The 20718-nt window shown below is 33.6% G+C and carries 20 protein-coding genes; 9 read left to right on the top strand and 11 right to left on the bottom strand.

The genetic code is table 11. From position 1 onward, the window contains the following. The first annotated feature begins 104 nt into the window (after positions 1 to 104). From ACP7AT_RS14865 to dnaN, 5 genes are all read left to right on the top strand, one after another. The gene (locus tag ACP7AT_RS14865) at positions 105 to 932 is read left to right on the top strand and encodes an SAM hydrolase/SAM-dependent halogenase family protein (protein WP_426065195.1); all 828 of its coding nucleotides are present in this window, start codon (positions 105 to 107) and stop codon (positions 930 to 932) included. A 50-nt stretch (positions 933 to 982) separates the two neighbouring features. After that, a complete protein-coding gene (locus tag ACP7AT_RS14860; RefSeq protein WP_426065194.1) occupies positions 983 to 1279 on the top strand; it encodes a putative quinol monooxygenase in 297 nt (98 codons plus the stop codon). A 51-nt stretch (positions 1280 to 1330) separates the two neighbouring features. Beyond that, positions 1331 to 2056 carry a gliding motility-associated ABC transporter permease subunit GldF gene (gene gldF, locus ACP7AT_RS14855; RefSeq protein ID WP_426065192.1) on the top strand — a complete coding sequence of 242 codons (726 nt, stop codon included), beginning with the start codon at positions 1331 to 1333 and terminating at the stop codon, positions 2054 to 2056. Beyond that, on the top strand, positions 2056 to 3741 hold the full coding sequence (gene gldG, locus ACP7AT_RS14850; protein WP_426065191.1) for a gliding motility-associated ABC transporter substrate-binding protein GldG: 1686 nt from the start codon (positions 2056 to 2058) through the stop codon (positions 3739 to 3741). Before gldF ends, gldG begins: the two co-directional genes overlap by 1 nt. Positions 3742 to 3844: 103 nt before the next feature. Next, a complete protein-coding gene (gene dnaN / locus ACP7AT_RS14845; protein WP_426065190.1) occupies positions 3845 to 4963 on the top strand; it encodes a DNA polymerase III subunit beta in 1119 nt (372 codons plus the stop codon). Between the two features lie 225 nt (positions 4964 to 5188). Here the strand turns inward: dnaN and ACP7AT_RS14840 are convergent, their stop codons facing one another. The 3 genes from ACP7AT_RS14840 to ACP7AT_RS14830 all read right to left on the bottom strand — a co-directional run bounded on the left by ACP7AT_RS14840 (position 5189) and on the right by ACP7AT_RS14830 (position 8823). Beyond that, positions 5189 to 6961 (bottom strand): MutS-related protein, encoded by a 1773-nt coding sequence (locus tag ACP7AT_RS14840; protein WP_426065189.1) that lies wholly within the window; start codon positions 6959 to 6961, stop codon positions 5189 to 5191. Positions 6962 to 7077: 116 nt separating this feature from the next. Continuing rightward, a complete protein-coding gene (locus ACP7AT_RS14835) occupies positions 7078 to 7911 on the bottom strand; it encodes a universal stress protein (RefSeq protein ID WP_426065188.1) in 834 nt (277 codons plus the stop codon). An 81-nt stretch (positions 7912 to 7992) separates the two neighbouring features. Then, the gene (locus tag ACP7AT_RS14830; protein WP_426065187.1) at positions 7993 to 8823 is read right to left on the bottom strand and encodes a universal stress protein; all 831 of its coding nucleotides are present in this window, start codon (positions 8821 to 8823) and stop codon (positions 7993 to 7995) included. A 174-nt stretch (positions 8824 to 8997) separates the two neighbouring features. Here ACP7AT_RS14830 and mnmE point away from each other — a divergent pair, with 174 nt between their 5' ends. The 3 genes from mnmE to ACP7AT_RS14815 all read left to right on the top strand — a co-directional run bounded on the left by mnmE (position 8998) and on the right by ACP7AT_RS14815 (position 12521). Further along, a complete protein-coding gene (gene mnmE, locus ACP7AT_RS14825) occupies positions 8998 to 10386 on the top strand; it encodes a tRNA uridine-5-carboxymethylaminomethyl(34) synthesis GTPase MnmE (protein WP_426065186.1) in 1389 nt (462 codons plus the stop codon). A 111-nt stretch (positions 10387 to 10497) separates the two neighbouring features. Beyond that, entirely contained in the window at positions 10498 to 10980 is a 483-nt protein-coding gene (locus ACP7AT_RS14820; protein ID WP_426065185.1) for a hypothetical protein, read from the top strand. Between the two features lie 389 nt (positions 10981 to 11369). Continuing rightward, positions 11370 to 12521, top strand: coding sequence for a saccharopine dehydrogenase family protein (locus ACP7AT_RS14815; protein WP_426065184.1), 1152 nt, complete (start codon positions 11370 to 11372; stop codon positions 12519 to 12521). A 122-nt stretch (positions 12522 to 12643) separates the two neighbouring features. On the opposite strand, the gene ACP7AT_RS14810 is transcribed toward ACP7AT_RS14815, so the two are convergent. Together ACP7AT_RS14810 and ACP7AT_RS14805 are read right to left on the bottom strand one after the other, a co-directional pair. Further along, entirely contained in the window at positions 12644 to 13507 is an 864-nt protein-coding gene (locus ACP7AT_RS14810) for an EamA family transporter (RefSeq protein WP_426065183.1), read from the bottom strand. Positions 13508 to 13657: 150 nt separating this feature from the next. Next, positions 13658 to 14557, bottom strand: coding sequence for an MBL fold metallo-hydrolase (locus ACP7AT_RS14805; RefSeq protein WP_426065182.1), 900 nt, complete (start codon positions 14555 to 14557; stop codon positions 13658 to 13660). A gap of 266 nt (positions 14558 to 14823) precedes the next feature. Here ACP7AT_RS14805 and ACP7AT_RS14800 point away from each other — a divergent pair, with 266 nt between their 5' ends. Then, the gene (locus tag ACP7AT_RS14800; protein WP_426065181.1) at positions 14824 to 15888 is read left to right on the top strand and encodes a metal-dependent hydrolase; all 1065 of its coding nucleotides are present in this window, start codon (positions 14824 to 14826) and stop codon (positions 15886 to 15888) included. Between the two features lie 19 nt (positions 15889 to 15907). Here the strand turns inward: ACP7AT_RS14800 and ACP7AT_RS14795 are convergent, their stop codons facing one another. The 6 genes from ACP7AT_RS14795 to ACP7AT_RS14770 form a co-directional block, all read right to left on the bottom strand. Further along, positions 15908 to 16501 (bottom strand): 2OG-Fe(II) oxygenase, encoded by a 594-nt coding sequence (locus ACP7AT_RS14795; RefSeq protein ID WP_426065180.1) that lies wholly within the window; start codon positions 16499 to 16501, stop codon positions 15908 to 15910. Between the two features lie 400 nt (positions 16502 to 16901). Beyond that, positions 16902 to 18359: an AAA family ATPase gene (locus ACP7AT_RS14790; protein WP_426065179.1), complete on the bottom strand. Its 1458-nt coding sequence runs from the start codon at positions 18357 to 18359 to the stop codon at positions 16902 to 16904. 113 nt (positions 18360 to 18472) lie between these two features. Then, entirely contained in the window at positions 18473 to 19591 is a 1119-nt protein-coding gene (locus ACP7AT_RS14785; RefSeq protein WP_426065178.1) for a vWA domain-containing protein, read from the bottom strand. 106 nt (positions 19592 to 19697) lie between these two features. Beyond that, positions 19698 to 20081, bottom strand: a complete 384-nt coding sequence (locus tag ACP7AT_RS14780; RefSeq protein ID WP_426065177.1) for a YchJ family protein — start codon at positions 20079 to 20081, stop codon at positions 19698 to 19700. A 17-nt stretch (positions 20082 to 20098) separates the two neighbouring features. Then, positions 20099 to 20341 carry a hypothetical protein gene (locus ACP7AT_RS14775; protein WP_426065175.1) on the bottom strand — a complete coding sequence of 81 codons (243 nt, stop codon included), beginning with the start codon at positions 20339 to 20341 and terminating at the stop codon, positions 20099 to 20101. A gap of 15 nt (positions 20342 to 20356) precedes the next feature. Continuing rightward, positions 20357 to 20506 carry a hypothetical protein gene (locus ACP7AT_RS14770; protein WP_426065173.1) on the bottom strand — a complete coding sequence of 50 codons (150 nt, stop codon included), beginning with the start codon at positions 20504 to 20506 and terminating at the stop codon, positions 20357 to 20359. Positions 20507 to 20718 lie beyond the last annotated feature (212 nt).

Here is a 20718-nt window from a genome sequence, read left to right as displayed (position 1 = left end):
AATTAAAAAATTCTATTTAAATAAAGCTCAAAATACTTTAGCTTTGCGTTTCTCAAATTTAATGAAAATTAGGTTTACAAAACACCAATAGTTTAAACAAATTTATGTCAATAATTACCCTAACTACCGATTATGGCTTGAAAGACCACTTTGTAGGTGCGCTGAAAGGGAAAATTTTGTCTGAGTATTTCGAAGCAAAAATTATTGATATTTCACACGAAATAGACCCATTCAACACGTTAGAAGCCAGTTACATTATTGGAGCATCGTATGCGAGCTTTCCAAAAGGAACGGTTCATCTTATAGGAGTAGATATGGAATCCAATAAAGAGAATCAGCATATTGTGATGCAATGGAACGATCATTATTTTATTGCCGCCGATAATGGGATTTTAAGCATGCTGTCGCAAAAAATTGTTCCGCAAAAAGTGGTGGCGATTAACATACACGATCGTTTACCGAGTGAAGGTACGGATCTGGATGTATTTGTAAAAGTAGCCTGTCATTTAGCCAAAGGGGGATTGATGAATGTCATTGGTAAAGAAATCAATACGATTAAGCACGTTACAAATCTGCAAGCCACAATTTCAGAAGATGGGAATTCACTGAAAGGAAATGTAATTTACATAGATCATTTTGGGAATGTAATTACCAATATCTCTAAAAAATATTTTATTGCAGTTGCGAAAGGAAGGCCGTATGAAATTGTTCTGAAAACTAAAAACATCAAAACAATTTTGCCGAATTATTCAGCGATTGCGAGTTCTGAAAAATATCCGATTAAATCGTATGAAGGCGAAAAATTAGCCATTTTCAACGAAGCCGGTTTTCTTGAAATTGCAATTTTTAGAAGCAATCCTTCTAAAGTTGGTTCTGCTAATAGCTTGCTGGGATTGAATTATAGAGATATAATAAATATAGTATTCAGATAGCAGTGTTCAGTAATCAGTTTAAAAATCATAAATCGTTAATCAAAAATCTAATGTTTGTACGAATAGTAAAATTGAGTTTTCACGAGGAACATATTCCTGCATTTTTAGAAAACTTTGAGTTAATGAAAGATAAAATACGAAATGCGCCCGGGAATCGTTTCTTAGAATTGTATCAGGATAAAAACAACCAAAGCATTTTCTTTACTTACAGTTATTGGGAAACTGAAGCCGATTTAGAAAATTACAGGAATTCTGAACTTTTTTACGATGTTTGGACATTCACCAAGAAATTATTCAACGATAAACCGGAAGCTTGGAGCGTAAATAAATTAGTAAGTTTAGAATAATCAGTATTCAGTTTCAAATCAACGAATTAACAAATCAACGAATTAACATAAATGAAATCAATAGTATTACGAGAGATAAAATCCTTTTTCGGTTCGCCAATCGGCTACTTAGTTATTGCCATTTTTCTAATTATTAATGGATTGTTTCTTTGGGTTTTCGAAGGAGATTATAACATTCTGAATACCGGTTTTGCTGATTTGACTCCGTTTTTTACCTTGGCACCATGGATATTAATATTCCTGATTCCCGCGGTGACGATGCGCAGTTTTTCGGATGAAAAAAAACAAGGAACGTTAGAATTATTGCTGACCAAACCATTGAGTATTTGGCAAATTGTTAATGGAAAATTTCTTGGTGCTTTGCTTTTAATTGTAATGGCAATTATCCCAACATTTATTTATGTAGCCGTTATTTCTAATTTAGGAATGCCCGAAGGTAATATCGATATGGGAAGCGCCATTGGCTCTTATTTTGGATTATTATTTCTGATTGCAGCCTATTCGGCCATTGGAATATTCACTTCAACATTATCTGATAATCAAATTGTGGCTTTTATTATCGCAGTATTTTTATGCTTCTTTTTCTATTTTGGATTTGATGGTTTAGCTTCTGTTGTTCCAAATTGGTCTTCCATAATTGCTTCATTAGGAATGCAAGATCATTTTAAAAGCATGAGTCGAGGCGTATTAGATACCAGGGATATTCTTTATTTTACTAGCATAACCGTTGTCTTTCTTTCATTTACTGTTTATAATCTAAAATCGTTCAAATCGTAATGACAACTTCAAAGAAAAATAACCTAAAAGCAGTGTTGATTATCCTAGCAATTGTACTGCTAATAAATGTACTAGGAAAATCCTTTTTTCATCGTTTTGATTTAACAAAAGACAATAGATACACTCTTTCCTCTGCTTCTTTGAATATCATAAAGCAAGTCCAAAATCCGTTGTCTATTAAAGTATATCTACAAGGTGATTTACCGGCTGAATTTATGCGGTTACAGCAAGAAACGAAACAAATGCTGGAAGAATTTCAAGCGTATAATAGCAATATTATTTTTGAATTTGTAGATCCATTGGAGAACAAAGACACCAGCATGGACAATATTAAAGAGTTGTATCGAAAAGGGCTTACGCCAATAAACATAACCGTTGACGATAAAGGAAAGCAGTCCCAAGCGATGGTTTTTCCCTGGGCAATTGCAGTTTATAACAATAAAGAAGTTAATATTCCCTTGTTGAAAAACATTATGGGCGCGACAACAACCCAGAAAGTTATTGGATCTGTTCAGCACCTTGAATACTCAATCGCCGAAGGCTTGAATAAGATTACGAAAGCCAAACAGAAGAAAATCGCTGTTATCAAAGGAAATGGTGAATTGCAAGATATTTTGATGGCTAAATTTCTGTTACAAGTACGCGAAAGTTACCATATCGGTCCTTTTACTTTAGATTCGGTTGCCAAAAATCCTGTTGGAAGTTTAGAAGCTTTAGAAAAATATGACTTGGCAGTAATCGCAAAACCTACCGAAAATTTTACCGATGCTGAAAAACAAGTTTTAGATCAATTTATCACCAATGGCGGAAAAACATTATGGCTGATTGACCAAGTTTCCGCAGAAATGGACAGTCTGTACAATGCATCCGGAGCAACTTTGGCCTATCCACGAGATTTGAATTTGAATGATATGTTTTTTAAATACGGAATTCGAATCAATCCGGATTTAGTAAAAGACGAACAAGGAAGTCCTATAAAACTAGCCACCGGAGAACAAGGAAGTGCCACTCAATTTCAGGAATTCAACTGGAAGTTTGCGCCACAAGTGTATCCAAACAGTTTGCATCCAATTGTGAAAAATTTAGGCGGAATCAAATTTGATTTTGCCAATCCTATCGATACTTTAAAAAACGGAATAAAGAAAACTATTCTGTTGGAATCGTCACAATATTCGAAAAAAATAGGAACACCATCAGAGATTAATCTTAACATCGTTGCCGAAGAAACGGCACCAAACGATTATTTAAACAAAGGAAAAATTCCACTTTCGGTTTTATTGGAAGGTTCGTTTCGCTCGATGTTTGAAAATCGAGTGTTGGCATTTGAACAAAAAACATTTCAAGCCACAGGACAAAAGAATAAAATGATTGTGATTTCTGACGGAGATTTAATAAAAAACCAATTGGATAAAAACTTTCAACCGGTAGAATTGGGTTACGATCAAAGGTCTGGAAATTTATACGATAATAAAGATTTCCTAATAAACTGTGTCAATTACCTATTGGATGATACCGGACTTATTAACATTCGAAGTAAAGATCTTGATTTACCTTTATTGGATAAAGAAAAAGTTTATGAAAATTACACCCGAACACAAATCCTAACTATCGGGCTTCCAATTCTTATTTTAGTGCTTTTTGGTGTCGTATTTACTTTCCTTAGAAAAAGAAAATACAGCAAATAGATGTTAATAAAAAAGTTTCGAAACTAAAATTGTTTACGATATATTTGTAAAAAGTATCGTATTTCGAATTTAAAGAAATACCTTAAAAAATAAAAAAAAACAGATGAAATTTATAGTATCAAGTTCGTACTTATTGAAGCAATTACAAGTTTTAGGTAATGTAATCAACAGTAATAATACTTTGCCTATTTTAGATAACTTTTTATTTGATTTAGACCATAATGTGCTGACGGTTTCTGCTTCTGATTTAGAGACAACAATGTCTGCTACTTTAGGAATTGATTCAGAAAGTAAAGGAAGCGTTGCTGTTCCTGCGAAATTACTTTTGGAAATCCTTAAAACGTTCCCTGAACAACCGCTAACTTTTACAGTTGAAGAAAACAGTACGATAGAAATCAGTTCTAATTCTGGAAAATATGCTTTGGCTTATGCTCCTGGAGACGAATTTCCAAAATCAGTAAATTTAGACGATCCATCTGTAACGCTTGTTCCTTCTGATGTTTTGGCAACAGCCATTAGCAAAACTATTTTTGCAGCAGGAAACGATGATTTGCGTCCTGTAATGTCAGGTGTATTCTTCCAGTTTTCGCCACAAGGATTGACTTTTGTTGCCACTGATGCGCACAAATTAGTAAAATATGCTCGTACAGATGTAACGGCTTCTCAAGTGGCTGATTTCATTATGCCAAAAAAACCTTTAAACATCTTAAAAAATATTCTTGGCACTTCAGATGCTGAAGTAAAAATTGAATACAACGATTCGAATGCTACTTTTTCTTTTGACAATTATGTTTTAATGTGTCGTTTAATTGATGGAAAATATCCAAATTACGAAGCGGTAATCCCAAAAGAAAATCCAAATAAATTAATGATTGACCGTTCTCAATTTTTGAGTTCTGTACGTCGTGTTGCTATCTTTTCGAACAAAACTACACACCAGATTCGTTTGAAAATTGCAGGCGCTGAATTGAATGTTTCTGCTGAAGATATTGACTACTCCAATAAAGCTGAGGAAAGATTGACTTGTGATTATCAAGGTGATGATATGCAAATAGGGTATAATTCTCGTTTCTTAACTGAAATGTTGACTAACTTGCAATCGGATATGATTATGCTTGAAATGTCATTGCCAAACAGAGCCGGAATTCTAACTCCTGTAGACGGATTAGAAGAAGGTGAAACGGTAACGATGCTTGTAATGCCAGTAATGTTGAACAATTAATTCAATTTAAAAATACGCTATTAACCAAACCATTTTTATATTTAAAAAACCGTCTCGATAAATCGGGACGGTTTTTTGCTTTTATTCATTTCTCTTTGTGTCATTCCGAAGGAGGAGAAATCTCATATTGTTTTCCCCAACTCAATGATTAACTATGATTTCTCATGTTAGTGGGTTTGCTTCGTTCCTTGCAAAGACAAATTGAAAACTGAACTAATTATTACTTTAAATCACGCCCATTTTTTTCATCAGAAATGTAGCGCTTCTATTTTTACAAATTCCGTCCCGAAGTTTATAATCAAAATGGAGTTCATCATTGATAATCTCCACTTCAAAACATTTGTTAATTAATATATTTGGATAATCATTAGTAGTCAAACAAACTTCAATATCATGTGTAGCAATTGCTCCTACTGCTCGCTTACCAATAACTTTTTTGACCACTTCAATTGTTCCGTTGCGTTTGTCATCTGAATTGGTTCCGCGTAATATTTCGTCTAATAATACAAATGCGGGTTGGTTTTCGAGTTCGTCCATAATTTGCTTTAAACGTTTAATCTCCGCAAAGAAATACGATTCGCTATCAGACAACGAATCAGACAATCGCATGGAAACTAAAACGGGCAAAGGATGTACATTAGCTTGGCTGGCACAAACCGGCGAACCCATTCCTGATAATACCATATTGATTCCCAAACTTCTTAGAAACGTACTTTTTCCGGACATATTAGAACCCGTTAAAATCATAAACGACTCGGGATGAAAACGCACATCATTTCCTATTCTGGTTTTTTTATTCAATAAAGGATGACCTAAATCCTTAAAATCAATTTCGAAGTTCTTGTTCAATGTCGGATAAACAAACTCCGGATTATTATACGATAAATTAGCCAAGCTGTTCAACATTTCGAATTCGCCAACAACTTTCATCCAATCTTCTAAGGCATCCGCATGATCGTTTTTCCATTGAATTAATGATTTTAAAACATGTACATTAAACAGAAATGTTCCGTTAAAAACAATAGCGGTTACAAAATTACCAATACTGTCCATATTAGAAAACAAACCCGCTAACTGTTTAAAATGAACGCTGGCATTTTCTTTTTTGAATGTCAGTTTTTGTTGCAAATCGATTAATTTTTCCGATTTAAAAGATTCATTTTCAATTTTTTGCAGCAACAAACTATATTGATGTATGGTTTTGTCAATGTTTGCGGAATTGGCAATTTCAGCTTGAATACGCTTCATAAACCGTCCTAAAATAATTAAATTAATAACAAATAAATACGACAATATAGAAGCGAAAGTGGTATTGGAAGTCAATAAATAGGCAATCAAAACTCCAAGAAAAAGAACCGGCGTAAAATAAGAAATAAAAACACTCAGTTTAGATAAAGGCGCACTATTGAATGTACTCCACTTTAGCAAAGTCTCATAATTCGATTGACTGTCATTGCTTATTTTGGCGAAAGCCAAAAATTCCTGACGCCAATCTAATTTTTCGGATAATTCTTTAACAGCTTTATGATTTCTGATAATCGCATCATTTGGCAAAATTGATAAAAGCTGGTTTGCGAATGTTTTTTTTCCAATAAATGTAGCGGTCCTATTTAAGTTTTGGAACAAAGAATGCTCGCCAAAAATATCTAAATCATAGGCATACGGATGGTGAAAATCATTGAATTCCTGTCCGTTTTCGAAAGGGATTTTATTTCTTTCCAAATAAGAAATTTCATTTTCATTTATATCAAGTAAGGCTTGACTGACATGTTTTTCTAAAACTAATTTAGAATGAATGCGCATCAATACAACGAATAGTCCAAAAAGAAAAATGGCGGCAATTATGAAAATAATTTCACTGTTTTTGATGTAGAAATAAATAAAAACCAAAAAAAGTACAATAGTAAGAAGTCTTAAAATACTTATACTGTTGTACTTTTTATTGATTGCAGTCAATGCTGTTGAAAAGCGTATCTTTTTTGTTTTGTATATTTCCATAATTCAATTAATGAATTGCAAATATAACGAAATAGATTACTTTGAAGTCTAAATTAAAAGGCAATGGCGATGCTATACTAAATAGAATTCAAGATTTCAATTGAATTTAAACTGTATCAATCAATATGAATCGCTAAAATTGGAATTTCAAAATTAGTGACAATTTTTTTGGTTAAACTAGGTTTGAAAATGCCCTCAAAAAACCCTCTTTTATAAGTGAGCATTGTCAAAAAATCTATTTCTTTGTACATGATAAAATCTAAAATCGTCTCTTTGACTTCATCACTATTAATTACAAAAAACTCAACGGGTTCATTAATAAATTCATCTTCCCATGCAGCAACTGTCTCTTTTGGAACATCCGAATCACTGGTTTTTACATACAAACATTTAACTTTCGCTTTTGTTTTTTTTGCAATATCCAGCACCATTTTTAAAGCTTTTTTGTCTTTCATTCTAAAACGGGTCGTGAATCCTATAATTTCAATTTTCTTAAATTTTGCTTCCGCGGGCACGCACATCATCGGAACGTCAATTCCAGAAATTACAGAGCCGGTATTGGTGCCTACAAAAAAAGCATCCCAACCTGTCGCTCCGGAAGTACCCATGATTACAAAATCAATTTTATCTTCTTTTATAGATTTTTTAATATTATGAAGTAAATCTCCATCCATTAATCTATGAGACATCTTTATTTTATCAAGATGACGTTCTTGAGCTATGGCTCGCAATTTTGGGAGTTCATCCTTAAACATATCAAATTGAGCTAACTCTAATGAATTATAAATGACGGCGTAGTTTTCCGGAAAAAACTGATTGTCATATACTGGCAATTGAAATGTATGCAACAAAATGAGTTCGCCTTGGACAATATTTGCAAATTCTAATGCATGAACAAAGGCATTTGTGGCCACTTTAGAAAAATCGGTCGGAAATAAAATTTTTTTCATTTTTTTTACGTATTAAAATAATTTGTTGACCAAAATAAATTATTAAACTTTATTTTTCAGCGTATTCAGAGTAGAATACTTTCATTCATGAATAGCCAAAATAGGAATATTAATATGAAACGCCAATTTTTTTGAGAGGCTGATTTCAAATAGTTTTTCAAAGAAATTTTTATGATGTACATGCATCGCAATCATATTGATTTTATGTGAATCAATAAAGTTTAAAATAATCCCTTCCACATCATTTCCTGTAACAGAGTGCAACTTAATATTTTGATTATCAATTAATTCTTCCCAATTCCTCATGTTATTATTGTCATCTTCACGGTTTTGGGGTTTTACTCGAAGACAGTCAACATGAGCTTGAAATACCTTGGCCAAAGCCTTAACTTTTAGAAAAGATTGCGTGTCATCCGCTTGGTATTCAGTGATAAAAAGCAAATTTTTTACCGGTTCGTATTTACAACGTTCTGGAATAGCCAAAACAACTGCTTTGACATTGTTCATTATTTTTGTAGCTACTGTTCCTAAAAATGTTTCTTTAAGTCCAGTTGCTCCTTTAGTTCCCATCACAATAAAATCAATAAACTCGTGCTTAGTGATTTTTTGTATTTCTTCAATTAAATTTCCTAAAATCAAAACATGGCTGATTTTTACATGATCCAAATTATTTTCTTCAGCAATTCTTCTTAAAACGGGAACTTCATCTTTATAGTTTTCAAAATTACTTAACTCCGTAACATCATAAATTTCATGTAAATACTCCGAAACATTAATATAATTTGCTTGTGGCAAATGATAAACATGCATTGTTATGATTTCAGCATTAATAGAATCAGCCAATTTTAATGCATATATAAATGCATTGTTAGAGACATGGGAAAAATCGGTTGGGAATAAAATTTTTTTCATGAGAAGGCAATTAACTATAAATCAATGTTCTATAAAATTACAAAACAGAAACGTAAGAAAATCTGATAATTATCACTTTGGCAAATTTTTAACAAAAAAAAAAGTTAATGGTTTGCCTCTTACTTATTGATGCGTACTCAATTTTACTTACTTTTGCATAAAATTGCATAAATTATGATACCTCACGATTCCATAGTGGCATTGGCCACTCCTTCGGGAGCGGGAGCTATTGCCGTTATTCGGATTTCCGGCCAAGACGCCATTACGATTGGAAATTCTGTTTTTAAATCGATTAAGAATAAAGAATTAACCACACAAAAAACCCATACATTACATCTAGGACATATTATGGATGACTTCAAAACTTTGGATGAAGTTCTGGTGTCAATCTTCAAGGGACCAAACTCCTATACGGGTGAAAATACGATTGAAATTTCCTGCCACGGTTCAACTTACATTCAACAGCAAATCATTCAATTATTGCTTCGCAAAGGTTGCCGAATGGCTGATCCAGGTGAATTTACACTCCGAGCTTTCTTAAATGGAAAATTGGATTTATCTCAGGCAGAAGCCGTTGCCGATTTAATTTCTTCCGATAATGAAGCTTCACACCAGATTGCGATGCAACAAATGCGTGGTGGTTTCTCTAATGAAATAGCTAAACTGCGGGAAGAACTCTTGAATTTTGCTTCCCTAATTGAACTTGAGCTCGACTTTGCTGAAGAAGATGTTGAATTTGCCGATAGAACCCAATTTCATGATTTACTAAATAGAATTGAGTTTGTACTGAAACGTCTGATTGATTCTTTTGCGGTAGGAAATGTGATCAAAAACGGAATTCCTGTGGCTATTGTGGGTGAACCCAATGTAGGGAAATCGACTCTTTTGAATGCCTTATTGAATGAAGAACGCGCCATTGTTTCAGAAATTGCGGGAACAACGCGTGATACAATTGAGGATGAATTGGTGATTGGTGGAATCGGTTTTAGATTCATAGACACCGCCGGAATTCGGGAAACGGAAGATGTAGTGGAAAGCATCGGGATTCGTAAAACATTCGAAAAAATTGAACAAGCGCAAGTTGTCGTTTTTCTTTTTGACAGTTCGGAGTTTAAAGTTTCAGGTCTAAAGTTAAAAGTGGAACTGGAAAAAATTAAAAATCAGTTTCCTTTAAAACCTCTTGTAATCATTGGTAACAAAGCCGACAAATTAAAAGAAATCGAAATTGAAAATTTGAAATCGGAAATTCCAGAAATCTTGCTAATTTCCGCAAAAGAAAAACTGGGAGTTGAGGATTTAAAAAATCGATTACTTGCGTTTGTTAACACGGGTGCTTTGCGCAATAATGAAACAATCGTAACTAATACTAGGCATTACGATTCGCTAATAAAAGCTTTAGAAGAAATCAAAAAAGTAAAATTTGGACTTGAAACTAACTTATCCAGCGATTTGATGGCTCTTGATATTAAAGAAGCACTATATCAATTTGGAATGATTACCGGACAGGTTACTAATGATGAGTTGTTAGGTAATATTTTTGCTAATTTCTGCATCGGAAAATAAAATTATAAAAAAATATATACTACATTGAAAATCAATATTTTATAATATTTTAACTAAAGAAGGATTTTTTTGACTAAATTAGCAATAGTTAATAATTAAATATTTAGTATCATGAAAACTCCTCTTCTTTTTTGTTTACTGTTTGTCAGTATAGGATTCCAAAGTTGTAAAAAAAATGAAAACGAGAAAGTCGTTAATTCTAAACAAATCCCGGTTGAAAGACCAATAAGCGTCCAATGCTATAAAGCTTTGTATGAAAAAGATATTATAGATTTAAAAATGAACACTTTGAAAAACGGAAAGATAATCGGCGATATGATGATGAAATTTTTTAACACACCCCAAAAGGTTGGAAAAATTGCAGGAGAATTCAGTGGAGATACATTATTTGTTAGCTACACCTTTATTCAGGGCGATAACAAAAAAGTAACATTTAAAAATCCGATGGCATTTTTAAAGAGAGGGGAACAACTTATTTTGGGAAATGGAAAAATGCAAACCACTATGGGAGCCACTTATTTTGTTAAAGACTCACCGATAGACTTTGAAAATGTAAAATTTAAGTTCACAGCTGTTGAATGTGTGGCTGAATAATAAACCTTTAGAATCCAGTCCTGCTGTTATTGATATTAATCAAATATTGTATTTTTTAAAGTTTTTCAAAAATAGCAGTTTATGAAGACATTTAAATTTATTTGTTTTTAATTGACTATCAATTAATTGAAATATATTATATAATGCTTTAATTACATTTAAAGTATGCTGTCCGGGCGGGCTATCCACTGCAAGTCCGCAGGTATCAGTCCATAAAACAAACCCTAAAACGAGCTTCTTGTAGTCGCTGTTTTAGGGTTTGTTTAATAAAAGGACCTCCTCCTTTGCGGGCTTTCCGCTACTATCCTTGACAGAGAATCTACATTTGATCACAACCAATTTACCATACAACTCAAATGCTTTACCAATAAAAAGGGTATCTTTAAAATATGAAAAAGCATTATACTATTATTATCGCAGGAGCCGGTGGAATCGCAGAAGCTGTTGGTCTCTTACTGATGGAATGGGGCGAAGTTGCTCCCACTCTCTTTATAGGTGACAGAATGCATTTAAAAGCAAAAAAAGTGGCACGTTGGATTCAAGAAGGAACAACGAAATCAGGATCTGTCCACGACTTTCATCTTGCTGAAAAAGGTCTAACGGACGAAATGAAGACAATCTTAAATCAAGGAGACATCATTCTCGATTGTTTACCAGGTAGTCAAGCACCCAGAATAGCACAATTTGCCAAAGATTACAATCTACATTATGCAAACCTTACAGAATACGTTGCAGAAACTGAAGAAATAATTGGTTTAGCAAAAGACGCCAAAACTGGTTTTATACTTCAAACTGGTTTAGCTCCTGGATATGTTGATTTACTCGCCAATGGACTATTTCAACAATTTTGTTCAGACTTTGAAGTTGATAAAGTAGACAAACTGGAATTTAAAGTTGGAGCACTGACCAATCATGCCGTTGCTCCACATTATTACGGTTTTACTTGGAGCCCTGTTGGAGTGGCTACTGAATATATAAAAGATACTATCGTGCTTCGGGATTATAAAAAAACGAATCTGCCACCATTATCTGAAAGAGCCACAATCATTATTGATGGAATCATATATGAAGAAAACCTAACTTCGGGTGGTGCTGCTGATTTGCCGGATGCCTTGTCGGGAAAGGTTCGTTCACTTGACTACAAAACCTTACGACATCCTGGACATTATGCTTGGCTACAAGAACAATTGGACAATCTTGAAAATACTTCAGATGCTATTAAAAATTTACAAGAAAAAATGGAAGCCGTAATTCCACATGTGGAAGACGACCAAATCATTTTATATGCAGCAGTGGAAGGCAAAGATGCTACGGGAGTGTTACGCAGACGAGAAATTGCCAAGCGCATTCTTCCGCAAATAGTAGGGAAACATCAGTTACGAGCGATACAAATAACCACAGCAGCACCTTTAGTTCAGGCAGCGCAACTTTTACTTGAATCGTCATTAAGCGGAGTTATACTTCAAAGTCAAATTGATCCAATTCCGTTTTTAAATGGGAATTACGTGGTGCCCGTTTACGGTAAAGTATTAAATAAATAAAAAACCAAATACCTGGAACAACATATCTATAGTTTTCTGTAATAAAGTGAAATGCATCAATAGCAACACATAAAAACTTTGTTTCAATGCGTTAAAAAAAAACTTGAATTACAATCAGTAGATTACTGTAATTTAACTGTCTGTGATAACACGATTAAAACAATCGCAATCAAAGCCAGAAACAAACCTGCATAATTCATTTTTGTTAGTTTTTCTTTAAAAACAAAAATCCCTACAAGGCTTCCTATTACAATCACGCCCATGTTCATACCTGCAAAAACTGTAGATGGATTTTCAGCGAAAGCTTTATGCGCTTTTAGATAAAAAAGTATGTTTCCAAAATTGAAAACACCTACTAAACCACCAAAAATAATATTTTTTAACTGCAGTGGTGTTTTAGTTACAATCATATGATACAGCACCGTTCCAATCATGATTGATAACGCAATTCCAAATACCACAAATAATGATGTAGTGTAAGGCAGACTTGTATAGAGAGCGATTTGCTTGAAAAGGATGTCAATAATTCCAAAGCCGAGTAAAACAACCGCAGGATAAATCCATTTATTTTCTGTTTTTTTGGAAGGTTTCGCGAGAATAAGCAGCAAAGCAGGAAAACCTATCAAAAGTGCCGTGATTTTTAAAATATTGAAATCTTCTTTAAATAGCAACCATGCAGCCAAAATAGGTATAAACAGCGAAAGTCTTTGAGCTGCATCGGTTTTTACAATTCCTACCTGTTTTATCGAAGCTGCCAAGAAAAGAAAAATAGAAGGCAGCAAAATTCCAATAGGAATATAAATTGCCCAAGGTGCCGAAGTTCCTAAATCAGTTAAATCGGGACTGAAGAAAAAATAACAAAGAACAAGCGCAAATACGTAATTCCAGGCGACAATTTGAATATTACTTACGGAGTACCTGCGCGCAAATTTAAATAACACTCCCACGGTTACACTGCAAATAACACTTAAAATCAAAAATAGCATAGCGAATTTTTAGATGGCTAAATTAACGTTTATTGTCTTTCCTGCTACTCTTTTGTAAAAGTATCGAAAGCAATACTTCAATAAAAAAATAGGATCAATACGGTTTTAGTAATATGAAGGAAAATAAAAGATATAAAAATGGTAGTGATCTTAAATCCTTCCCTGTTCTTTAAGTTTCCAATACCGCAATAAACCATTTACAGACATCCAGCTTGGATTAGCAAACTCATAAGTTTGAATTTCTTCCGCATTCAGTCCTTTGTCCAAAAACTGCTTTCTTGTGTATTCCATAAATTGGGGAACTATACTTTCTGGCGGAGTTTGATTGTCATAAAAAGGTTTGATAAAACTAGCCCAATCATCCAGAACTATTTCTAAGCCCGATAATAATTCATCCGGATTTTTTTGCAAATCAAAATGTGTTAGATACAAGGCTCTGGGCTTTAAATCTTTTAGTTTTTTAAGGGATTCTTTCCATAATTCAATATTAATATCTGGCGGAGGACAGGGAGGTACAACAGGACCATCTCCTATTTTTACTCCAGCCACATCCCCTGTAAATATCACATCATCAATTTGATAAGCATTATGATGCACAGCATGACCCGGCGTATACCATACTTTTATTTGAACATCTCCCAGGTCTACAACATCACCGTCCGTTACCCCAATCAATTGTTGCTCTGGTATTGATTCCATTTTTCCCCAAAGAAGCTCCATCTTGTCTGTATATATCATTTTGGCTGAATTCCATAATTTCTCTGGATTAGCTAAATGTGGAAGTCCAATGGGGTGTACGTATATTTTAGCTCCATTTTGTGCTAATTTCCAAGCTGCTCCGGCATGATCAAAATGAATATGCGTTAAGAATACATGCTGAATATCTTTGATTTCATACCCAATCTTTTTTATTCCTTTAACAAGAAACTCCCAAGTTGATTCCGGTCCAGTTTCTATAAGAATCGGACCTTTTTCCGTTTCAATTAAAAAAGCACCAATAGAATGTTTTTCGGATTGAAAGTGTAGATCAATAGTATGAATTTTATACATGGCTCTGTTTATTTTTGATTGGACAAGATAGTGCATATTTATTTTAAAATCTCTTTTGATTAATATGGATTTAAAAAAAAACATTCAAAATACTCCTGTTTTTTTCTGTACCAAAAAAAAACAGTTTTTAGAACCATCCGATTATTCTGTTTTAATGGATAGATAAACTACTATTAAATTCTAAGATGTTAAGAATTATCCAAAAATTTTCACCTTCACAAATCTATTTGTTTTCGGATTACTCTTTTTCAATTACATTATAAAAAATGCGATTCTTAGCAATCAATTACTACAGGGCTATCAAGATATTTCCTGATTTCAGTTACTTTTGCAGGATGGATTCTTTTACTCAAATCGCTTTAGGAATTGCCATAGCTGAAGTATGTGCGGGCAAAAAACTCAAAAACAAAACGGTTTTATACGGTGCGATTTTAGGCACAATTCCCGATTTAGATGTTGTAGTGGGACTTTTTTTAAATCCTGTCGATGCCGTCCTGATTCATCGTGGCATCAGTCATTCTCTTTTTCTTTTTTTGTTTTTATCCCCTGTTTTGGGTTGGATTATTTCAAAAACAGAAAGAGATAAAATCAATTTTGTTCAGGCAACTGTTATGGCTTTTTGGTGTTTGTTTACCCATGTGCTATTGGATGTGTTTACTTCTTGGGGCACGCAAATTTTATGGCCTTTAGACGAACGGTTTGCGCTAAAAACCATTTTTGTAATTGATCCGCTGTACACCATTCCACTTGTTATTGCATTGATTATGGTTTGGAAAACAAAAGACACCATACTTCGTGAAAAATACATAGTCTTAGGATTATTTATCAGTAGTGCTTATCTCCTTTTGTCTTGTTTTATAAAAGTACATGCTTTGAACCAATTTGAAAAAGCATTGACAAAACAAGGAATCCACTATTCTGAAATTATTGTAAAACCTACCGCTTTCAACCTCATTTTATGGAATGCTAATGTAGCAACTGCAGATAATTATGTATTAGGCGACTACTCTCTTTTTGATACGCAACCCATTTCGTTTACTGCTTACAACAAAAACAAAATTTTAGAATCGCAATTAAAAGGAAATTCGGACTTTGAAAAACTGAAGAAAGCCAGTGAAGGCTGGTATATTATTTCTCAAAAAAAAGGATCTTTATACTTTAATGATTTACGCTTTGGACTTTTAGATGACAACCCAAAAAACCCTCAATTTGCTTTCAGCTATCAATTTATTGCAGGCAATGTTGAAATGAAAGCAGTAGAAGTGCCAAAAAGTAAAAGAGACGGAAAGCGATTACTTCAAAAAATAGTTACACGGATGAAGGGAAACTGAGTGTGTTTTTTTATAAATATCAATCACTCTTCAACCAACCCGTAATGCTCATCCTGGTATTTTGGGTAACCAAAACTTCATGCACTAATTCGTCACTTTTAAAGAAAACAGTTTTACCTTGTGTAGGAGCAATTTTTTGATTGTTATCCAATTGATGTATCAGTAATTCGCCACCATCACTTTCTTTCCAATTGCTATTCAGATAACTAATCATAGAATATTTTCGGCTGGGATTGTTTTTGAATTGATCCAAATGCTTTAAATAAAAGTCACCCGGTTCATACAACGAATAGTGAAATTCATATCCCGTAATTCCAGCATAACAACTTTGATTTAAATAAACAATAAAAGCTTCTATTTGGGCCAGGAACTCATTTTCGAATGCATTGTTGTGTTTTTTATCCAACCAATAAATAGAATCGCTTCGTATCGCACCATCATAAGAAACTTTCTCAGAATTACCAATTCCAGCTTGCATCAACAAGCTTTTTTGCTTCAAAACAATCAAATTTTGTCTAAGATTATGGGCCAAATCAGTACTCAAAAAATGTTCAGATATTCCAACTTTATTTTCAATGTAGGAGGCAATTAAATCCTCAAAGTTATTTTCCATGACTTTCGCATTGACTGAAAATACCGCCAACGGGGCAAGGTAGACTAATAAAAATCGTCAAAGACTTATTCTCTAATAAATAAAAAATTAAATGGTAAACTAATAACTTTTGCAAGAAAAAAATAAAATTACAATTTCATTTTTAAAAATATAAGTCATTTAAGAAACTACAAATTAGTAAATTGCTTAGATGACTTACATGCTTACATCTTGGTATGCAAATCAAACCATCAATGTACATTAAATAATTTTTCTGCGTGAAGTTTTTAGACTTTTTAGGTATTGCAAATCAATCTTAAATCAATGAATACCAGTCGCAAAAAAAACATAAAAGTCATTTAAGAAATTACAAAATGTTATTTCCTTAAATGACTCGTACGGTGAAAAAAAAGTACGTTCTTTATAATTTACTGATAAAACTACCGTAAATATCCTTGAACTGATAGCCTTCGGAGAAGCGGTCTTTACTAAGTTTCTTGTATTCTACCAATCCCCAAAGGATAAATTCCTTCATAAAAAATTTATCTTCTTTTTCTAGTTGCGGTTGATATTTCTTAATTAAAATTTCAAGCGGGACAATACTTCCCAAAATCCTTTCGTATTCTTCATCGGAAGCATCGTCTAATAATTCAAAACCGCTTTCGGCAAAAAACCATTCAATAATATCCGTGTAGGCATTTTTGACGCCTTCTTTCTCTAGTTTTTCAATTTTTGGGAAATATGCAGGGAAAAAAGTATGAATCGCATCGCCCAATAAATGTTGCGCTACAGCGGCAGCTCCCTCCTGCTCTCCTTCGTAAACCAATTCCACTTTTCCAGTAATGGCAGGAATAATTCCCATAAAGTCAGATAAACGCAACGTTGTTTTATCAGTACCGGATTTCAGTGCTCTTCTTTCTGCTGTACTTAGTAAGTTTTCGAAAGCAGTAATACTTAATCTGGCACTCACGCCACTTTTGTTATCAATATATTCGCTTTCTCTTGCTTCAAAACTGATTTGTTCCAATAAATCCCTTGCCAATGAAGGCACGTAAACCATATCATTTTGCGTTACATCAAGTTTCGCTTCCTGCTCTGTAATGGTTCTGGCAATTTTAATAGTTTCCGGATAATGCGTCAATATTTGGGAACCAATTCTATCTTTTAATGGTGTTACAATACTTCCACGATTCGTGTAATCTTCCGGATTTGCCGTAAACACAAATTGCATATCGAGTGGCATTCGCAACTTGAAACCACGAATTTGAATATCTCCTTCCTGTAAAATATTAAATAGCGCTACTTGGATTCTCGCCTGTAAATCAGGTAATTCGTTGATAACAAAGATACAACGATTTGCTCTTGGAATCATCCCAAAATGTATCACACGATCATCCGCATAGGACAATTTTAAATTTGCCGCTTTTATTGGATCGACATCTCCAATCAAATCTGCAACTGTCACATCAGGTGTTGCTAATTTTTCGAAAAAACGGTCACTTCTATGCAGCCAAGAAATTGGAGTTTCATCGCCTTTGAGTTCAATGATGTCTTTGGCAAAACGCGAAATTGGTTGTAAAGGATCATCGTTAATTTCGGAACCCGATACAAACGGAATGTATTCATCCAACAACTCTATCATTTTACGTGCTAATCTGGTTTTGGCTTGACCACGAAGACCTAATAAATTGATGTTATGACGCGATAAAATAGCGCGTTCTAGTTCTGGAATTACGGTATTTTCAAAACCGTGAACGCCTTCAAATGTTGGTTTTCCAGATTTTATTTTTTCTCTTAAGTTGGATCGCAATTCATCTTTAATGCTTTTACTTTCGTAACCTGATTTTTTTAATTCTCCGAGTGTTTTTATAGTATTCATTTATTATTTTTTATTGATATTGATATTGCAGTTGACCTTAATTGTTATTGAAATTGCTATTGCTGTTGTTCTCGACTGCGTTCGAACTGACTTATGGAAATCTAAACCGACTACTATTTTATTCTCTTCTTTCGATTTGTTTCATAATCTTCAAAAATCATTTCCCCCAAACCTTGCAATCCGGTGTAAAAGGCTTTTCCTTGATTTGATTCTGTAAATTTATTTACAAATTTTTGCAAATATGGATCATTGGCAATCATAAAGGTGGTGATTGGAATGTGTAATTTTCGGGCTTGCTGCGCCTGATTGTAGCATTTATCCACAATGTATTCGTCGAGCCCGTTACTGTTCATATAATAGGAACCGTCTTTTTCGCGGACACAACTAGGTTTTCCATCGGTAATCATGAAAATTTGCTTGTTGGTGTTACGTTTTCTACGCAAAATATCCATGGCTAGTTGTAAACCGGCGACTGTATTCGTGTGATAAGGTCCCACCTTTAAATACGGTAGATCCCGAATTGCAATTGTCCAGGCATCGTTCCCAAAAACTAAAATATCTAAAGTATCTTTTGGATATCGTGTCGTAATCAATTCAGCAAGAGCCATCGCCACTTTCTTGGCTGGAGTAATTCGGTCTTCTCCATACAATATCATACTGTGGCTAATGTCAATCATCAAAACGGTACTCATCTGCGATTTATATTGCGTTTCTTCGACAACCAAATCATTTTCGGTTAACATAAAATCAGCTACTCCATTATTGATTTGAGCGTTACGCAAGCTTTCAGTTAAAGAGATTCGTTCGAGTCCGTCACCAAAATGAAACTCCCGAAATTCTCCAGTGTGTTCATCCCCGTTTCCGGAATGTTTCGTTTTATGATTCCCGCTTCCGGAGCGTTTTAAATTACCAAAAATGTTGTCTAAAGCTTGCTGCCGGATGGCGCGTTCCGTTTTTGCGGTAATACCGATTCCCGAAGTTCCATCTTCTTTTAGTTCATCACGGATATACCCTTTTTTCTTTAAATCTTCAATAAAATCATCGATGGTGTAATGTTCATCTGTGAGTTTATATTCTTTGTCTAATTCCCGCAACCAGTCGATTGCTTCATCAAAATCTCCCGAGGTATGTGTAATTAATTCTTTGAAAATACCAAAGAGTTTATCAAACGGAGATTGAAAAGGTGCTTCGTATTGCTTGAAATAAAATCCTTTTTTATATTCATTTTTCATAGACAATAAAATTACATCAATAAAAATATACTGAATACAAACGTTTATTAATTTTTAGTTAAAAACATTCAGACACCATGAAGTTGGATTTTATTGGGAAGATAAGCTAATTAAAAAATTGACCATCCACATAAAACCAACTTCCATTTTCGAATTTGAAAGTAGAAAGTTCGTGATGAATCTGTTTTTGAAGTTTGCTGTCCAAGAAATAGGCTTTGAATTCCACGTTATTTTCAGTGGACTTTATAATCGCCAATTGAAGCCATTTGTTGCTAGTTGCCCAATGTAAAATTTCAGATTTCGAATACTGACTTCTTTCCAAAATATGGGTTGTTGCCAACAAATAATCGGCTTGATGCGTCACATAAGCGGAATATCTTGAACGCATCAAAGATTCAGCTGTAGGCGCTTTTTGAATGCCTTTTATTACTACTTCACAACAATTCTCGAAATCTTTATCGGAACCGCAATGACATTTGTTTTCAATCATGTTAAATATTAAAAATTTTAAATTGAGCCCGTTGCCTGTCCATTGAGCCCAACTATTTTTTGATGCAACTGATTTAACAATACCTGAAAGCGGCTTATTTCGATTAAATCTTCATCTTCGTCAGCAAAATCTAAAAGTTCATCTAATTCCTCGCTAACTTCCACTAATTTATTGTTGGCTTCTTTGGCGTTTTTTTCGGCAACAAAATCAATTATTTGCTGAACTCCATTTTTCACTTGATCAAATTTATTTTTTTCCATCATACGAGTTTTACTTTATTCTTCTGAAGCCTTATCTTCATTGAACTTTTTTGTAATTTGTTTTAATTTTTCCTTGCGCAACAATACGGTTTGTTTTGCTTTATCTTGCGCTTTATGCAATTTATCGTTATGTTTTTTAATATTTCTTTCGTTATTTCTGCTCATATCTATACTTTTTAATAATTAAATCAAGTATTTGACTCAAAAACTATTGCAAAGTTCGGTTTTATTATTGAAAATAAAATTTATTTATACTCAAAACGCTACTATTAAAATTGTTTGGTTTACAATTATTCATCCTGTTTACTGATTTACAAAAAAGCATTTTGGAAACAAATACCGAAGAATATGACGATAATTAATAAATTAGTGTGCTC

It is taken from the genome of Flavobacterium sp. DSP2-3-1 (assembly GCF_049896865.1).
GTDB lineage: Bacteria > Bacteroidota > Bacteroidia > Flavobacteriales > Flavobacteriaceae > Flavobacterium.
This window is presented reverse-complemented; position numbering and strand designations above follow the sequence as displayed.